The following is a 16682-nucleotide window of genomic DNA, read 5'->3' on the forward strand; positions in this document are numbered from 1 at the left end:
TCGTCCCAGATGGCATGCAGGTTACGGAAGCTTCACGAAAGCGAAATCAGTCACGCCTAGCGCAAAATCGGCACGTGCCGTTGTCATCCTATGGGCGGAGCGCGCCAGCGCGGAGTCGAAGGATGACAGAGGGGGCCGTCGACGCCTCCGCCCTGACAGAGAGGGTGCCTTTAAAAGATGACCTGTAAGCTTATGTCAATTTCTTTCGGCTGTGGTACGGATTCGGGCCCTGCGCGAAGTTGCGGCGCTCGCTACGCAGCGTTTCCCCAGGTCGCATTTTGCGATCGCGACTCGCTTATGCCACAGCCGAAAATTCCTGCCACTTCGTCTGCGGGTCCGCCTAGCGGGCGAACATCAGGCGCTCGCTGTTGAACATGCGCTGGAGCACCAGCACGCCCGCGCCCGTGAAGGCGAGGTTCGCCGCCACGCACACCGTGATGTTCACCGGCTGGAAATCGAACGTGAAGATGCCGATCATGGCCTGCACGCTGTTGTACAGCGGGATGAGGTAGTACCACCAATCGGCCTGGGCCTCGCCGAACATCCCTAAGATGCCCACCAGCATGACCACTATCATGAGCGGCGTCAGATACATCGACGCCTCCTTCACACCCTTCGCCAGCGCCGACACCACGGTGATCAGCATGACGATGACGAGCGTCGTGGAGATAACCACCACGGCCAGAAGCAGGTACTCCATCGGGCCGTACACGTTCACGTCGATCATCCCCTGCGCCAGGCTCGGCAGGCCCGCAAGGATGCCTATCAGGCTGGATACGGCGATAGCCAGCCCGATGAGCGTGATGGCCAGCACCTTGCCCAGCGCGATGTCGCGCCGGCGCACGGGCGTGGCCAGAAGCGTGGCCATGGTGCCGCGCTCCTTCTCGCCCGCCACCGACTCGGCCGCAATGGACATGCAGCTGCTGAACAGGAAGATGAGCAGCAGCATGGGCACGATGGACACCACGAGCGAGCCGGCGACGTCGCGCTTGTCGGCCACGTCGTAGGCGCCCTGTCCCGCGTTCACGTCGAAGCGGTTCGCCAGCGACGACTCGTAGCCGTCCAGCACGTCGCGCAGCGCGGCGAAGGCGGCCTGCGAATCGGGGTCGGTGGAGTCGTAGTAGATCTCCACCTGCGGAGCAGGCTTGCCCGAAGCGGGGTCGTAGGAGGCCACGGCCTCGTCGAAGCCCTCGGGGAACACGGCGAACGCCTTCACGTCGCCCTGGTCGATGCGCTCGCGCATGTCCTGCGCGCTCGGCGCCGTGGGCTCGTCGCTCACCCGCAGCACCGTGTCGGCCGCCAGGGAGCGCACGCTCTCGGGCAGGTTCACCGCGGCCACCGCAGGCGGCTTGGCCATGTCGGGCTTGGACATGTCGGCTATCACGTTGCCCATGACGCTCCACATGGCGAAGATGAGCACGCCCGGCAGCACGATGGAGACGAGCGCCGACACCCGGTTGCTGAAGAACCGCGCCAGCTCCTTCCTGGTTATCGTGAGCACGTTGCCCTTCATGACGCCTCCCCCACCGTCTGCGCGTACAGGTCGAAGAACGCGTCCTCAAGCGCGCGGCCGCCCGTGACCTCCGGCAGCGTGCCGCTGGCGGCCATGCGCCCGTCGATGATCACGCCCACGCGGTCGCACACCTTCTCCACCAGGCTGAATATGTGCGTGGACAAAAGCACCGTGCGGCCCTCGCCTTTAAGCTCAACCAGAAAGTCGGTGACCGTCTTGGCCGTGAGCACGTCCAGGCCGTTCGTGGGCTCATCGAACACGATGACGCGCGGGTCATGCGCAAGCGACATGGCGAGCGAGGTCTTCTGCTTCATGCCGGTGGACAGGTCGGCCACCTTCGTCTGCGCGAACGCGTCGATGCCGAAGCGGCCGAACAGCGCCCGCTTGCGCTCGTCGCGCACGGCAGGCGCCACATGGTGCAGCTCGCTGAAGAAGTCGAACAGGTAGTCGGGCGAGAACACGTCCTCCAACTTGAGCTCGCTGGTGAGGAAGCCTATCTTCGCGCGCACCGCCATGGGGTCGGACACCACCGAAGACCCCTCCACCAGCGCGTCGCCCTCGTCGGGCTTCACGAGCGCCGCGAGCATGCGCAGCGTGGTGGTCTTGCCGGCGCCGTTGGGGCCCAGAAGGCCGTATATCTCGCCGGGAAACACGTCGAACGATAGACCGTCGACGGCGGTTTTCGTGCGGGCGTCGGTGCGGTCGATCTTACGCTGCTTGGCCGAGAGCCTGAAGGTCTTTTTCAGGCCCTGCACGGAAATGGATGGCTCCATCGGCTCCGCCTTTCGGGGTCGGTGTCGGGCCTCACGCCGCCGTCGCGGCCGGCTCGGGGTCCTCGGCGGCGTCGGCCTTCGCCTTCGCGGCCTCGGCCTCCTCGCGCTCCAGCACGCGCTGCATGGCGGCGATGGCGCACTCTATCATGCCGTCGTCGGGCTCGTTGGTGGTGAGGTACTGCATCTGCATGCCAGGCCACAGCACCACCTTCACCAGCGGGTTGTCCGGGTGGCTGCCCGCCCACTTCACCGTGATCTCGTACGAGATGCCGGCGATCACGGGCATGAGCAGGATGCGCACGAGGATGACCAGCGCCAGCTTCGGCGCGCCGTCGGGCACGCCCCACGCCTCGATGAGCCCGTTGATGGGCGTCACCGTGTACACGAAGATGGCGATGACCATCACCATGATGAGGAACGCCGTGCCGCAGCGCACGTGCAGGCGCGGGAAGCTGCGGGCGTTCTCGGGCGTGAGGGGCAGGCCGTGCTCGTAGCAGTGGATGGTCTTGTGCTCGGCGCCGTGGTAGCCGAACATGCGCTTGATGTCCTGCATGCGCCCGATGAGCCACAGGTAGAACACGAACACGGCCACGCGCAGCAGGCCGTCCACGATGTTCCAGAGCACCGTGTTCTGGTCGTACTCGCCCACGATGAGGTTCGTGATGAACGCCGGCGCCACGATGAACAGCACCACGCCCAGCACGAGCCCGAGCACCATGGAGATAGCCATCTCCTTCTTCCCGAACTCCGCCTCCTCGTCCAAGAACGACTTCTTCGCCGGCGCGGGTTCGGCCTGCGCCTCCTCCACCACCTCAAGCGACGTCTGCGCCCCCAGCGCATCGATCACCGCGTCCGGCCGCCCGAAGTCGTCCCTCCACGAGAATCCCCCCTCCTCAGCGAGCGAGCCGATCGGGCTCCCCTCAACGTCGGAAACCGCCCCCTCCGCAGCGAAGGAGCCCCCAGCGCCCTCGGAGCGGAGGGGGTCGGCATCGTCCACCAAGCGAGTTCCGCACGAGCCGGACAGCCCAGTGGGCTGTCCGTGCGAGCAGGACTGTTCGAGCGACTGGGCGGTGCCGGCCCCCTCCGCGGACTCGCGAGCAGAACAGGCAGCCTCATCAGGTTCATCTTCCGCAAACGCATGCTCGGCGGCGATCTCGAGCGCCTTGAAGCCCAGCACGAGCGACTCCACGAGCGCCCGGCAGCCCCGCACGAGCGGCCAGTGCATCCATCCGCGGCCGGCGCGGCCGCTCGCCAGGTCGTGCTCCTCCACGTAGATGCCGCCGGAGGGCTCGCGCACGGCCACCGACCAGTTGTACTTGCCGCGCATCATGATGCCCTCGAGCAGCGCCTGGCCGCCCACGTGGGTCTTGAGCGCGCCGTCCTCTTTGAACGCGCGCGACAGATCACTCTTCTGCTCGGCCATCGTCTAGCCCCTCGTCACGCGAGGATAGGGGTTGCCGCAGGTCATCTTGCCCTCGGGGCACGCGCCGCGCACGCAGGGCGCGCCGGCGTCCATGAACACGAACGGCGCCGTGGGCCGCGCGAGCTCGAGCATCCGGTGCGCCATGTCGCGGATCTCCCACTGCGCGCGGTTGCAGCAGCGCAAGGAGAAGAAGTGCAGCAGCTCGCGCACGTTCATGGTGATGACGATCTTCGTCTCGGCGGCATTGGGCAAGAGGTAGCGCGCGTCCTCGGCGGGCACGCCGGCGTCCAGCAGCGCCCGGTAGGCCTCCTGCGCCTTCGCCACGGCCTCGTCGAAAAGCGCGCTCGTCGCCTCGTCGGCCGCGATGCTCTCCGGCTTCACCACGGCCACGCCGTCCGCGAACTTCACGTAGCGCTGGCTCTGCTGGTTGAAGCTGGCGATGCGGTGGCGCACCAGCTGGTGCGTGAGCGCGCGCGACACGCCGTCCACGGCGAAGGTGTAGCTCGCGTGCTCGAGCGTGGAGAAGTGGCCGCTGGCCATGATGGTGGAGAGCACGCTCTTCACGCGCTCCTCGGGCATGGTCTCCATGAGCTCGGCCGCGCCCACGGGCGCGTAGCACAGGCGCGCCGCCGTGGCGATGGCGCGCTCCGGATCGGGCGTGTGGTAGAGCAGTTCGACGTGCATGGGCTCCATACTCCTCAATCAAGAAGAATTACGGCAGATCGGGCGGTTCCCGCGCCCCTCCGCGCTCTCGTTCGCTACTATGGTACCCGAAACGACCGGCCGATGGCGGCGCGAGTCGTCCGCCCTCAAGCACCCTCCACGCGAAAGGCACGCCATGGACGAGAACTTCGAGCCGCTGCTCACCACCCGCGACTGGAACGAGGAGTGGAAGCGCCTCCAGCGCGCCCGCCGCCGCCCCGACGACGCGTCGTACTGGGACAAGCGCGCACGCACGTTCACCACCAAGGACGCGCCGAACCCCTACGTGGAGCGGTTCCTGGAGCTGGCGGCCATCCGCCCCGGCGAGACGGTGTTCGACATGGGCTGCGGCACGGGGGCGCTGTCCATCCCGCTGGGGCTCGCCGGCCACAAGGTGGTGGCGGCCGACTTCTCGCAGGGCATGCTCGACCGGCTGCGGGAGGACCTGGACGCCTACGGCGTGACCACCGTGTTCCCCAAGCTTATGAGCTGGGAGGACGACTGGCCCGCCCTCGGCGTGCGCCCGGGGATGGTCGATGTGTGCGTGGCTTCGCGCTCGGTGGCCACGGCCGATATGAGGGATTCGCTTCTGCGCCTGACCGACGTGGCGCGCCGCCGCGTGTGCGCGACGCTGGCCACCGGGGCCTCGCCGCGCACCGACGAGCGGGTGCTCGCCGCCATCGGCCTCAAGAGCGTGCTCGGCCACGACTACCTCTACGCCCTCAACATCCTGGCGAACGAGGGCCTGCGCCCGGAGCTCGCCTACATCGACTCCACGCGCGCCGACACGTTCGACACCGCCGAGGAGGCCTACGAGGCGTTCGCGCGCATGGCCGAGGACTCCTGCGGCGCGACGACGCCCGCGCCCGCGATGGCCGCCGCCCTCGGGCGGCTGCGCGAATGGCTGGACGCGAACCTCATGGAGAACGAGCGCGCCGGCGAGCCCGACAAGAAGGGCGTGCCCGAGAAGCGCCTACGCCTACGCGAGCCCCGCACCGTCACCTGGGCCTTCCTCGCTTGGGACAAGTAAAATGGCATAAAAGGGGACAGTCCCCTTTTATGCCATTTTCGCACTACAGCTCGACGCGCTCGAACATGTCCTTGCCCACGCCGCAGACGGGGCAGATGAAGTCGTCGGGCAGCTCGTCGACGTACTCGATATGGCCGCACACCGTGCAGCGCCAGCCCACCTTCGGCTTGGGCGCGTCGCCGGCAGCGGCGGGCGCCGGCGCGTCGGGCGCATCGGGCAGGAAGCTCGAGGCCTTCGGCGGGGTCTTGCCGCCTTTCACCTGGTGGTAGTAGGCGTAGGTCATCGGCTCGCCGGGGCACAGCTTCTCGGCCTCCTCCACCTCGCCGACGTAGAGGATATGCGTGCCCAGGTTCACCGCCTGCACGACGCGCACGGAGAAGCGTGCGACGCACTGCTCGGCCACGTAGGGCACGCCCGCCGCGTCGAGGCCCGTCTCGCACGAGGCGAACTTGTCCACGTCGGTGCTGCAATGGAAGCCGAACGTGCCGATGAGCTCCATCGTGGCGTCCTTGGCCAGGCACGACACGGTGAAGCGCCCGGAGTCCAGGATGACGTCGGTGGTGGCGTTCTCCTTGTTCAGCGCCACGCTCACCTGCAGCGGCGAGGACGTGACCTGCTGGAACGTGTTGGCGACGCAGGCAGCCTTGCGCTCGCCGTCCGTCGCGCCGATAAGGTAGAGCCCGTAGCTCAGATTGAAGAACGCGGTCTGATCGATCATGGTGCACCTTTCCCCAGCTCTCGATTTCACTATCCGTAATGATAATCATTATCAATAAGGAATGCAAGCGCCGTGCGGAAACGGCCGGCGGACGGCGCTCAGACGGGCAGCCCGAGCGCCTCCCGCACGCGCGTGCGCGCCTCCTCGCCCGGCGCGAGCTCCTCCGCGCCGCCCCATGCGGCCCCGAAGCGCTCGCGGGCGCGCGGGCACAGCCAATCACGCACGACGGCGAGCGCATGCGGGAAGCGCTCCGTCGGCCCCGCCGCCAGAAGGGCCGTCGCCGAGGCCAGGCCGCCGTCGCGCTCCAGCTCGAGCCGCCCCAGCTCGTCCACCACCAGAAGGCCCGGCCCTGCGCCCGATGTTTCACGTGAAACATCTGTTTGCGCAAACGTTTGTTTCACGTGAAACATCGCCTCCGCAAGCGCGTCGAAATGCGCGTTCACCCGCGCAAGGGCGTCGTCGGAGATATGCCAGGCCAGCTGGGCGGCGGCGCTCTGGCTGGCGGGATCGAACGCCCCCTCCGCAAGCGCCAGATCGCGCCGCCGTGCGAACGCGACGCGCTCGCCTCCCGGCAGCAGCACGTTGTCGATGCCGAGCTTCTCGAGCCGCCCCTCCCCCTCGCGCCACACGCCGGGCGCGAGCACGCCGGCCACCTCGACGCCCGCCTCCGCGAGCTCCGCCGCCAGGCCCTCGAGCCAGCGCGTCTTGCCCACCTGCACATCGCCCGTTAGCAGGAACAGCATCTCCGCCCTCCGCATTCTCCTTGCTCAATTATCCTCAAACGCATAGTATACTCTTCCGAAGATAAATCATCGGCAGAAAGGGCCGCCATGGACCGCCAGAACCCCGACTCCTCCCCGTGGGAGCTCTATGACCGCCTCATCGACAGCATACCCGAGGACGCCGTGGTGCGCGACTACTGCCTGGGCACGCATTGGTCCTACGTGGAGGCCGATTGCGGCATGGGCGTGAGCTTCACCTGCAAAGGCGGCGCCCGGCGCGCCTGCAAGCGCGACCTGCGCGGACGGCCGCTGCGCGAGACGGCCCAGCTCGCGAAGTCGTGGTGCTTCGAGGAGGCGACCCTCGGCGTGGCGGCCCTCAACGCCTTCTACGCGCGCACGGAGCTGCTCGACCCCCTGGGCGCCGCCTACGACGAGCCGGTGGAGCTGCCCGACGGCACCGTGCGGAAGATGGACGCCTTCGAGCTCTACCGCCCGCGCATCGAGGCCGCAGGCGGCGCCCAGGTCGTGGTGGTCGGCCACTTCCCCCGCGTCGAGCGCATCGCCGAGTACGCCCGCCTCACCGTGCTCGAGCGCAACTGCTCAAGCGAGCTCGACACGCCCGATCCCGCCTGCGAGTACGTGCTGCCAAGCGCCGACTTCGCCTTCATGACGGGCGTCACGCTCATCAACAAGACCGCGCCGCGCCTGCTCGATCTCGCGCGGAACGCGCATGTCGTCATGGTGGGCCCGAGCGTGGTCATGTCGCCCGTCCTGTTCGAGCGGGGCGCCGAGGCGCTCGCCGGCAGCGTGGTGGCCGACCCGGAGAAGGCCCGCTTCGCCGTGAAGACCGGCGCAGGACGGTTCTTCGGCGAAGCGCTGCAGATGGCCATGCTGAAGCGTTCCGGCACCTGACCCGCTCCGCGAAGGTCCCGATGCTTCACGTGAAACATCCGTGCTAGAACCCCCGATGTTTCACGTGAAACAATGGCACGCCGAGACCTCGCGCGCTTCACGCCCCACTCCTTTCGCGCCCTTTTAATTATTTTCGATTGATAATATTCTGATTTTGGGATATATTTGCCCTACATTATCCTTGAATGAGTATCAAGGGGGAGCGGCGGTGGAAGCGACAACCGACAGGCTCGACGACCGGAGTGCCGCCGCGCGCTGCGCATCCCGGCGCGCCAGCCGGCGCGGCGCCGCCATCATCGTAGCGCTCGTTGCGCTCATGGTGCTGGCCGTGCTGGCCTCGCTCATGCTGGGACGCTTCCCCATCTCCCCCGCCGAGGCCGCGGGCATGCTGGGAAGCCTCGCCTTCCCCATCGACCCGTTCTGGACCGACCAGCAGGCCACCCTGTTCTTCCAGGTGCGCCTGCCGCGCATCGCGCTCGCGCTCATGGTGGGCTGCAGCCTGGCCGCCGCGGGCGCCGCCTACCAGGGCACCTTCCAGAACCCGCTCGTCTCCCCCGACATCCTGGGCGCAAGCCAGGGCGCGGCCTTCGGCGCCGCGTGCGCCATCCTTCTGGGACTCGGCGCCTTCGGCGTGTCCGTCTCCGCGTTCGCCTGGTCCATCGGCGCGGTGCTGCTGGTGCTTTTGGTGGGCAGCCGCGCGAAGGGGAACCACCTGCTCATCGTGGTGCTGGCGGGCGTCATGGTGAGCTCGCTCTTCCAGGCGGGCGTGTCGTTCACCAAGCTCATCGCCGACCCCACCGACCAGCTGGCCGCCATCACCTACTGGCTCATGGGCAGCCTCACCGGCGCGAAGCCCTCCGACCTGGCCATGGCGGCGGGCCCCATGGCCGCGGGGCTCGCGGTGCTGTTCGCGCTGCGCTGGCGCATCAACGTGCTCACCATGGGCGACGACGAGGCCTCCACCATGGGCGTGAACGCCCGGCGCGTGCGCATGATCGTCATCCTCGCGGCCACGCTCATCACCGCGGCCAGCGTGGCGGTTTCGGGCATGATAGGCTGGGTGGGCCTGGTCATCCCCCACTTCGCGCGCATGATCATCGGCTGCGACTACCGCCGGCTCCTGCCCGCCAGCATGCTCATGGGCGCCATCTTCCTACTCGTGGTGGACGACGTGGCGCGCCTGGCGGCCACCGCCGAGATACCCATCGGCATCCTCACCGCGTTCGTGGGCGCGCCGTTCTTCCTGTACCTTATCACGCGGAAGAAGCAGCGCCTATGAGCATCGACGTCGAGCACCTCACGTTCTCCTACGGCAGCCACCGCGTGCTGGACGACGTGAGCTTCCACATCCCCGACAACACGCTGGTGAACGTGCTGGGCCCCAACGGCGTGGGCAAGTCCACCCTGTTCCGCTGCATCCTGTGCCTGAACGGCGGCTGGAAGGGCAGCATCCGCGTGAACGGCAGGGACCTGCGCACGCTCTCCATCCGCGACCGCTCGCGCGAGATCGCCTACATCCCGCAGTCGCATTCCTCCACCTACGACTACGACGCGCTCGACGTGGTGCTGATGAGCGCGGGCGGGCGCGTGGGGCTGTTCGGCGCGCCCAAGCGCTCGCACGTCGAAGCGGCCTGGGAGGCGCTCGAGCGCGTGGGCGTCGCGCATCTGGGGCACCGTCCCTACACCCGGATATCCGGCGGCGAGCAGCAGCTGGTGCTCATCGCGCGCGCCCTGGCGCAGAACGCCCGCACCATCATCATGGACGAGCCCACGAGCGCGCTCGATTACGGCAACACCGTGCGCGTGCTCTCCACCGTGCGACAGCTGGCGCGCGAGGGCATGAGCATCATCCAGTCTACGCACCAGCCCGACCAGGCGTTCCTCTACGCCGACCAGACGCTCGTGCTCAACGACGGCCGCGTCCACGCGTTCGGCGACCCCAAGGACGTCATCACCAAGGAGCTGGTGAGCACCATCTACGACGTGGACGTGGAGGTCAATTCCCTATACGGCGACAAGGTGCGCGTGTGCGTGCCCGTGCGCGAGATCAAGCGATAGGGCCCAAAAGGGCCAAAAGAGGAAGGAAGGTTCCATGGGAGGGAAGATGAGCACGAGAAAGGCCTGGTCGTTGCGTTTGGCGGCGTGCGCGGCATGCCTGGGGCTGGCGTTCGCGCTGGGCGGCTGCGCGCAGAGCCAGCCGCAGCAGGACGCCGCCCCCGCCGGCGACGGCGCCGCCCAGGCCGAGCAGCCGGCCGCGAGCGAGACCCGCACGTTCACGGATTCGGCGGGCCGCACCGTGGAGGTGCCCGCGCAGATAGACAGGATCGCCCCCGCCGGCCACACCGCCACCCAGATCCTACTCACCATGGCGCCCGAGAAGATGGTGACCATCTCCACCGAGCTCACCGACGACCAGGCGAAGTACCTGGGCGCCGACTACGCCAACCTGCCCGTGACGGGCGCGGCGTTCGGCTCGAAGGGCGACCTGAACAAGGAGGCCGTGGCCGCCTCCGGCGCACAGATACTCATCGACACCGGCGAGCTGAAGGAGGGCATCGCGGAGGACCTGGACACGCTGCAAACGCAGCTGGGCATCCCCGTGGTGATGGTGGAGACGAAGATGGAGGACTACGGAGCCGCCTACGAGAAGCTCGGCGAGCTTTTGGGCATGGAGGAGCGCGGCGCGGAGCTTTCCGACTACTGCAAGAAGGCCTACGATGAGACGGTTGCCACCATGGCGAAGATCCCCGAAAGCGAGCGCGCGCAGGTGGCGTACCTTCTGGGCGACAAGGGAACGAACACCATCGCGAAGAATTCCTACCAGGGCCAGGTGGTGGACCTCGTGGCTGACAACGTGGCCGACCTGGGCAAGGTGAGCGGCAGCGGAAGCGGCGTGGAGATAAGCTTGGAGCAGCTGGCACTCTGGAACCCGCAGGTCATCCTGTTCCAGGAGGGAAGCATCTACAGCTCCGTGGCCACGGACGCGGCTTTCGCCGACCTGGACGCCGTGAAGAACGGCCAGGTGTACGAAGTGCCGGGCACGCCATGGTGCTGGCTCAACAACCCGCCCACCGTGAACCAGGTGCTCGGCATGCAGTGGCTGCCGCGCCTTCTGTACCCCGACCAGTACAGCGACGATATGTACGACGTGACGGCAGGCTACTTCAAGACGTTCTACGGCTACGATCTCTCCGAGGCCGAGTTCCAGGAGATCGCGCCCCACGCGCGTCCGTTGGCGTAGGGCGAACGGCCCCGAAAACCGTCCCTGAACGCAGCGAACGCCCGGCGCGATGCCGGGCGTTCGTCGTTCGTGCGAGAAAAGTGCGATCCGAGGGCTACTCGGCGGCCGGAGCCTCCTCGACGAGGGCGTCGACGGCGGCGGCCTCCTCGGGAGTCGCCTCGGGGGCGGCTTCCTCGGCAGCGGCCTCGGCCTCGGCGGCGGCAGCCTTGGCGGCGTCGCGCTCGGCCTTCTTCGCGAACTCCTCGGCGCGCTTGGCCTTCTCGGCGGCCTTCGCCTCGCGCTCGGCCTTCTTCTTGGCCTCGGCCTCGGCGACGGCGGCGGCCTTCGCGGCCTTCTTCGCGGCCTCGCGCTCGGCCACGACGTCCTTCGCGCTGCCGAACTTGTCGGCGAAGCGCTGCACGCGCCCGCCGGTGTCGACGAAGCGCTGCTGGCCGGTGTAGAACGGATGGCACACGTTGCAGATGTCGATCTTCAGCTCCGACTTCGTGGACATGGTGGTGAAGGTGTTGCCGCAGCTGCACTTCACCGTGCACTCCACGTACTCCGGATGAATTCCCTGTTTCATTTCTGGTTCTCCTTTACGGGCCTTGGTTTCCGACCAAGGCGAAGACAAGCCTTTGCACTATAGCACAGTCCGCGTCGAAGCGAACGAGATTCCGCAGAATTTCACTGCTGCGGAAACCCGCCATGCTGGGCCTGCGCCACATCTCGCGGGCGAATGCAAGTTGCGACGGTCACAAGCGGTCCACGTCCTCGCCCTCGGCATGCACCTGCACGACGTAGAGGGCGTTCGTGGCCACGGCCTCGTCCTCGCCGCGCGCGATGCCGGGCTCCACGGGGCTCGTGGAGCGATCGCCCACCGTGAGCACGGCCACGTCGCCGGGCTTCACCAGCCCGCGGCGCACGACGGCCTCCCGCGCGTCGTCGATGATGTGGCGCATGTCGCCCTGCACGTCGCCCAGCATGGGGGTGACGCCCCAGCTCAGCTGCAGCTGGCGCATGACGCGCGCGTTCGGCGTGACGGCGAAGACGGGCACGCGCGGGCGCAGGTTGGACATGAGGCGCGCCGTCCGCCCCGACATCGTGGGCGCCACGATGCAGGCGGCCTCCAGCGTCTCGGCCGTCTGCACGGCGGCCATCCCCACGGCCAGCGACACCCGGGCGTGCACGCGGCTGCGGTCGGGCGCAGCCTCGTCGTAGAGGTAGGGCTCGCTCGCCTCGGCCACGCGCGCCATCACGCGCACGGCTTCGACGGGATACGCGCCCATCGCCGTCTCGCCCGACAGCATGACCGCGTCGGTGCCGTCGTACACGGCGTTGGCCACATCGCCCACCTCGGCGCGCGTGGGGCGCGGGTTGCGCACCATCGATTCGAGCATCTGCGTGGCCGTGATCACCGGCTTCGAGGCGCGCTTGCACGCGCGGATGATCTCCTTCTGGATGTGCGGCACGAGGTAGGGGGCCACCTCAACGCCCAGGTCGCCGCGCGCCACCATGATGCCGTCGGACGCCTCGAGGATGGCGTCGAAGTCCTCCACGGCCTCCGAGCATTCGATCTTGGCGACGAGCATGATGCCCGCCCCGCCGTTCTCGTCCAAGAAACGCCTGATGGCGCGCACTCCTTCGGCATCACGCACGAACGAGGCGGCCACGAAGTCCACCTTCTGCCCGATGCCGAACAGGAGGTCGGCGCGATCCTGCTCGGTCATCACGGGCAGCGGCACCGCGGTGCCGGGCAGGTTCACCGACTTGCGCTCACCCAGCTCGCCCGCGTTCATCATGGTGCAGCGGATGTCGGCGCCGTCCACGCCCTCCACGCGCAGCTCGATGAGGCCGTCGTCCACGAGGATGGACGTGCCGGGCGAAACCGCGCGCGAGAGCCCCGCGCACGACTGCGAGACGAGGCGCGCCGTGCCCTCCACGTCGCGCTCGACGAGCACGAGCTCGGCACCCTCCTCGAGGCGCACCGGGGCGCCGCCGGCCAGGGGGCCCGTGCGGATCTCCGGCCCGCGCGTGTCCAGCAGGATGGCGCACGGCAGATCCAGGCGCTCCCGCACCCGCCGCAGCCGCTCCATCCGCGCGCGGTGCTCGTCGTGCGTGCCATGCGAGAAGTTGAGGCGCGCCACGTCCATGCCGGCCCCGATCAGCGCCTCGAGCGCCTCCTCGTCGTCGACCGCAGGACCCAGCGTGCACACGATCTTCGTCCTTCGGGCCATAGGCCCCCCTTCCCCGTCTTTTGCCGGGCCTTACGCCAGAAACGATTCGTTCACGGGCAGCCGGTAGGCCTCGGCGATGCCGCGCAGCCCCTCGTCGGGGATCATGTTGGGAAGCTCGCCGTCGCCGCCGTTCATCGCGCGCGCCGTCGCGTAGACGGACGCGGCCTTCGCGATGGCTTGCATGAGGCCGAAGGCGGCGTCGAAGGTGTGGCCGGGGCAGAACGCGCCGTGATGCGCCCACACGCACGCGTCGAACCCGCGCATCGCGTCTGCCGTGGCGCGCGCGATCTCGGGGCCGCCCGGCACGATCCAGGGCACGACGCCCAGCCCGCGCGGGAACGCGACCATACCCTCGGAGAGCACCTTCCACAGCGTGCGCGTGAACGTGCGCGAATCGAGCGGCAGCACGCTCGTGAGCGCCACGACGTCGGCGGGATGCGCGTGGTAGAGCACGCGATCGGCGCCGCCGGTGACCTCCTTGCGCACGGAATGGACGGCCGCGTGGCTCGCGAACTCGCTCGTGGGCACCGCGCCGTCCTTGAAGCCCCACACGATGCGCCACGCGTCGCCCGCCGGGCTCACCTCCACGATGCCGGCCGCGGCGTCCGGGTCGAGCGGCACGGCGCGCAGGTGGGCGCCGGCGGCCGTGACCATGAAGAACTCGCCGCGCAGGTTGTCGGCCTGCGCGCCCAGCGGCACCCAGGAGCTCGGGTTGTCGTAGAAGAACGAGCGGCACGACGCCACGTCCTCGGGCTTCAGGCGGTACGACAGGTTGCCGCCGTTGCCCTCGTGCCAGCCCTGCGCGTAGCCGTCGGCGCACAAGCGCACGAACGCCTTCGCGAACGCCTGCTGCTCCACCGCCACGCCCGACACGGCGCCCTTCGCAACCGACACGCCCTTGTCCAGCATCTCCTGTGCGTTATCGAGAAATCCCATGACGTCCTCCCGTCTGCGGCGGCCGCGCGCCGGGCCGGGCGGCCGCGCGCGCTTCGATTCACGGGACGATTGTAGCATGGGGCCCGCCCGCATCCGGCCGTCCCGACGCAAGCTCCAAAGGCGGATGCCGAAGGGAGCGCCCCGCCCTTCCGCCCCGGCGGGGCGCGTGCGTGAGAGGCGTCGGCGTTATCGGCCCCCACGTGAAAGCGCCCGCCCCGCGAGGCGGGACGGGCGCGTCGTGCGTCGGTTGGAGCGGAGCGCCTAGACCTCGGCGACCCAGAGGCCGTGGAGGTTGCAGTACTCGTACACCTTGAGCGCCTCGTCGCCCTCGGCCAGGGCGAAGTCGGCCACGGGGGCGTCCTCCGGGGTGAGCTCGCGGATCTGGTAGCCGCTCTTCGTGACCAGGCAGATGAACGTGATGTAGTGCTCCGGCGTCATGGGATGCAGCACGCTTCCCACCTCGACGTGCACGTTCGCGCCGTCGACGCGCACCACCGGCACGTGCTTCTCGAGCGCGGCATCGGTGGTGTTGGCGGTGAGCTCGGCCATCTGCTCGCCGCAGCACATCATGGGCACCCCGGCGTCGAACGGCTTGATGGCGACGTTGCCGCAGTGGGCGCAGCGGTAGAATTTCAGATCCATGGGAGTTCCCCCTTCATCGTTTGCGTGAATCGGTTCGTTCGGTCGTTCGCGTATATGTTACTCACTCTGTTGCATTTCTGGAAGGCCCTGCTGCGGCTTTTTCACGACAAGCGCATAAACGAGCACGCCCGCGCCCACCAGGATGAGCGGCACCGACAGAAGCTGCCCCATGGTGAGCCAGCCGCCCCACAGATACCCCAGCTGCACGTCGGGCTCGCGCACGAACTCCACGAGGAAGCGGAAGCTGCCGTACATGACGAGGAACAGGCCCAGAAACGTGCCGCGCGGCCGAGGCGGCTGCTTGCGCGAGAGCAGGTAGAGCACGGCGAAGATGACGACGCCCTCCAGAAGCGCCTCGTAGAGCTGCGAGGGATGCCGCGGCATCGTGCCCGCCGCGCCGCCGAACACCACGCCCCAGGCCGCGTCGGTGGGCGCGCCCCACAGCTCGCCGTTCACGAAATTCGCCAGGCGGCCGAACAGCAGGCCCAGAGGCGCGCCGATGCAGCCGAGGTCGGCCAGCGTGAGGTACGGGATGTTCGTGAACCTGGCCGCCACGATGCCGGCCAGAAGCGCGCCGATGAGCCCGCCGTGGAAGCTCATGCCGCCCTCGTTGAACGCGAGGATCTTCTCGGGATGGGCCAGGTAGAAGCCGTCGCCGTAGAAGAGCACGTAGCCGAGGCGCCCGCCCACGATCACGCCGATGATGACGCAGAACATGATGGTGAGCAGCGAGTCCACGTCCACGCGCACGCGCCAGCGGCGGGCGACGCGCCAGATGACGAGGGCCGCGCACACGAAGCCGAGCACGTAGGCGATGCCGTACCACCGCACGGCGAAGGGCCCCGCCGAGAACGCGACGGGATCGAGGGACTGGTAGATGTCGTTGAGCATGTCGTTCCTTCGCGAGAAAAAACGGCTCCGCCGGCAAGAACAGCGGCGGAACCCCTAGTCCGAACCCATTCCCGCACCCACCTCGATGGCGGCGAAGCGGACCTCGTCGCGCAGCTTCTGCGGGATATGCTGCATGCTGGACACGGTTGCGCCGCATCGGGGGCAGCGCAGCGTGAACATGGCGAGGTCGGCGCTCACCACGAGCATGGAGTCGTAGCGGCACACGTCGAGGCCGTTCTCGCCGCATGCGGGGCACGTCACGCCATAACTCATCGTCTCACGCTCCTTCGCTCGCCGGCTCGCTTCCTTTCCCCCATTGTAGCAGAACCCACCGCACGCGCTCCCGCGAATGCGGGCGGCGGGTGAGACGGGACGTCACGTCCAGCGCAGAGCGGCCGCCCGGGGGCGGCCGCTCTTCTTACAGCAAAAACCGGTTCGGGTTGCCTTGACGCGCCGGGCCGTCGTCCTTGCGATCGGCCACATCGGGGCCGTTCTCGAGGAAGTGCTCGCAGAAGCGGCACACCTCCTTGACCGCCGCGTCGTAGTCGCGCGCGGGATTGAGCAGGACGTTGAAGTCCTGGCACACCACGTGCGTGTCGCGCACGCAGGCCGCGAACCGGCAGTCGGCAGGGCACGGCTCGCCGGGTACGTTGTGCGGGCAGCGCGACCTCATCTCCTCGTCGCAGCCGCGGCGCTCCCAACACTGCGCCATATCGCCGCCTCCTACAGGTCCGCGGGGACGACCTTCGTCACGCCGGGCACGCGCTCCTTGAGGATGCGCTCGACGCCGTTGGCCAGCGTCATCTGCGACATCGGGCAGCCCTTGCAGGCGCCCTGCAGCTCCACGGACACCACGCCGTCCGCGTCCACGTCCACGAGGCGCACGTCGCCGCCGTCGGCCTGCAGGCTCGGGCGGATGAGCTCGAGCACGGCCGCCACGTCGTTCTTCTCCACCATAGTATC

Annotated in this window: 19 protein-coding genes; 5 read left to right on the top strand and 14 right to left on the bottom strand. The window is 68.3% G+C overall.

Going from position 1 to position 16682, the window contains the following annotated elements; all coding sequences use genetic code 11:
- Nucleotides 1-340: 340 nt before the first annotated feature.
- From FX134_RS05045 to thyX, 4 genes are read right to left on the bottom strand one after another with little or no spacing between them, the layout of a single operon-like run.
- A complete protein-coding gene (locus FX134_RS05045) occupies nucleotides 341-1513 on the bottom strand; it encodes an ABC transporter permease (protein WP_080798532.1) in 1173 nt (390 codons plus the stop codon).
- Nucleotides 1510-2286, bottom strand: a complete 777-nt coding sequence (locus tag FX134_RS05050) for an ABC transporter ATP-binding protein (protein ID WP_080798539.1) — start codon at nucleotides 2284-2286, stop codon at nucleotides 1510-1512. Before FX134_RS05050 ends, FX134_RS05045 begins: the two co-directional genes overlap by 4 nt.
- 31 nt (nucleotides 2287-2317) lie before the next feature.
- Entirely contained in the window at nucleotides 2318-3709 is a 1392-nt protein-coding gene (locus FX134_RS05055; protein ID WP_172623391.1) for a DUF1385 domain-containing protein, read from the bottom strand.
- A 3-nt stretch (nucleotides 3710-3712) separates the two neighbouring features.
- Complete coding sequence (thyX, locus tag FX134_RS05060) at nucleotides 3713-4393, bottom strand: FAD-dependent thymidylate synthase (protein WP_080803778.1); 681 nt, start codon at nucleotides 4391-4393, stop codon at nucleotides 3713-3715.
- A gap of 154 nt (nucleotides 4394-4547) precedes the next feature.
- On the opposite strand from thyX, the gene FX134_RS05065 reads away from it, so the two are divergent.
- Nucleotides 4548-5441 carry a class I SAM-dependent methyltransferase gene (locus FX134_RS05065; protein WP_080798542.1) on the top strand — a complete coding sequence of 298 codons (894 nt, stop codon included), beginning with the start codon at nucleotides 4548-4550 and terminating at the stop codon, nucleotides 5439-5441.
- A gap of 43 nt (nucleotides 5442-5484) precedes the next feature.
- On the opposite strand, the gene FX134_RS05070 is transcribed toward FX134_RS05065, so the two are convergent.
- Together FX134_RS05070 and FX134_RS05075 are read right to left on the bottom strand one after the other, a co-directional pair.
- Nucleotides 5485-6159: a flavin reductase gene (locus FX134_RS05070; RefSeq protein WP_080798544.1), complete on the bottom strand. Its 675-nt coding sequence runs from the start codon at nucleotides 6157-6159 to the stop codon at nucleotides 5485-5487.
- Between the two features lie 98 nt (nucleotides 6160-6257).
- The gene (locus FX134_RS05075; RefSeq protein WP_080798546.1) at nucleotides 6258-6902 is read right to left on the bottom strand and encodes a P-loop NTPase family protein; all 645 of its coding nucleotides are present in this window, start codon (nucleotides 6900-6902) and stop codon (nucleotides 6258-6260) included.
- An 87-nt stretch (nucleotides 6903-6989) separates the two neighbouring features.
- On the opposite strand from FX134_RS05075, the gene FX134_RS05080 reads away from it, so the two are divergent.
- The 4 genes from FX134_RS05080 to FX134_RS05095 all read left to right on the top strand — a co-directional run bounded on the left by FX134_RS05080 (nucleotide 6990) and on the right by FX134_RS05095 (nucleotide 11034).
- Nucleotides 6990-7793, top strand: coding sequence for a DUF364 domain-containing protein (locus FX134_RS05080; RefSeq protein WP_080798549.1), 804 nt, complete (start codon nucleotides 6990-6992; stop codon nucleotides 7791-7793).
- A 208-nt stretch (nucleotides 7794-8001) separates the two neighbouring features.
- A complete protein-coding gene (locus FX134_RS05085) occupies nucleotides 8002-9072 on the top strand; it encodes a FecCD family ABC transporter permease (protein ID WP_232050845.1) in 1071 nt (356 codons plus the stop codon).
- Complete coding sequence (locus tag FX134_RS05090; protein WP_080798552.1) at nucleotides 9069-9851, top strand: ABC transporter ATP-binding protein; 783 nt, start codon at nucleotides 9069-9071, stop codon at nucleotides 9849-9851. The genes FX134_RS05085 and FX134_RS05090 overlap by 4 nt, the downstream gene beginning before the upstream one ends.
- 34 nt (nucleotides 9852-9885) lie before the next feature.
- Entirely contained in the window at nucleotides 9886-11034 is a 1149-nt protein-coding gene (locus FX134_RS05095; RefSeq protein ID WP_080798556.1) for an ABC transporter substrate-binding protein, read from the top strand.
- A gap of 94 nt (nucleotides 11035-11128) precedes the next feature.
- Here the strand turns inward: FX134_RS05095 and rpmE are convergent, their stop codons facing one another.
- The 8 genes from rpmE to FX134_RS05135 form a co-directional block, all read right to left on the bottom strand.
- Nucleotides 11129-11599, bottom strand: coding sequence for a 50S ribosomal protein L31 (gene rpmE, locus FX134_RS05100; RefSeq protein ID WP_080798560.1), 471 nt, complete (start codon nucleotides 11597-11599; stop codon nucleotides 11129-11131).
- 169 nt (nucleotides 11600-11768) lie between these two features.
- Complete coding sequence (gene pyk / locus FX134_RS05105) at nucleotides 11769-13250, bottom strand: pyruvate kinase (protein ID WP_080798563.1); 1482 nt, start codon at nucleotides 13248-13250, stop codon at nucleotides 11769-11771.
- Nucleotides 13251-13280: 30 nt separating this feature from the next.
- The gene (gene rhaD / locus FX134_RS05110; RefSeq protein WP_080798566.1) at nucleotides 13281-14186 is read right to left on the bottom strand and encodes a rhamnulose-1-phosphate aldolase; all 906 of its coding nucleotides are present in this window, start codon (nucleotides 14184-14186) and stop codon (nucleotides 13281-13283) included.
- A 261-nt stretch (nucleotides 14187-14447) separates the two neighbouring features.
- Nucleotides 14448-14828 (bottom strand): desulfoferrodoxin family protein, encoded by a 381-nt coding sequence (locus FX134_RS05115; RefSeq protein WP_080798569.1) that lies wholly within the window; start codon nucleotides 14826-14828, stop codon nucleotides 14448-14450.
- A 57-nt stretch (nucleotides 14829-14885) separates the two neighbouring features.
- A complete protein-coding gene (lgt, locus tag FX134_RS05120) occupies nucleotides 14886-15719 on the bottom strand; it encodes a prolipoprotein diacylglyceryl transferase (RefSeq protein ID WP_080798573.1) in 834 nt (277 codons plus the stop codon).
- 54 nt (nucleotides 15720-15773) lie between these two features.
- Nucleotides 15774-15992 carry a UDP-N-acetylmuramoylalanyl-D-glutamate--2,6-diaminopimelate ligase gene (locus FX134_RS05125; RefSeq protein WP_080798578.1) on the bottom strand — a complete coding sequence of 73 codons (219 nt, stop codon included), beginning with the start codon at nucleotides 15990-15992 and terminating at the stop codon, nucleotides 15774-15776.
- 145 nt (nucleotides 15993-16137) lie between these two features.
- Nucleotides 16138-16431, bottom strand: a complete 294-nt coding sequence (locus tag FX134_RS05130) for a hypothetical protein (protein WP_080798581.1) — start codon at nucleotides 16429-16431, stop codon at nucleotides 16138-16140.
- A gap of 11 nt (nucleotides 16432-16442) precedes the next feature.
- Nucleotides 16443-16676, bottom strand: a complete 234-nt coding sequence (locus FX134_RS05135) for a NifU family protein (RefSeq protein WP_080798584.1) — start codon at nucleotides 16674-16676, stop codon at nucleotides 16443-16445.
- Nucleotides 16677-16682: the final 6 nt, after the last annotated feature.

The sequence above is a fragment of the Arabiibacter massiliensis genome (assembly GCF_902386925.1).
GTDB classification, from domain to species: domain Bacteria; phylum Actinomycetota; class Coriobacteriia; order Coriobacteriales; family Eggerthellaceae; genus Arabiibacter; species Arabiibacter massiliensis.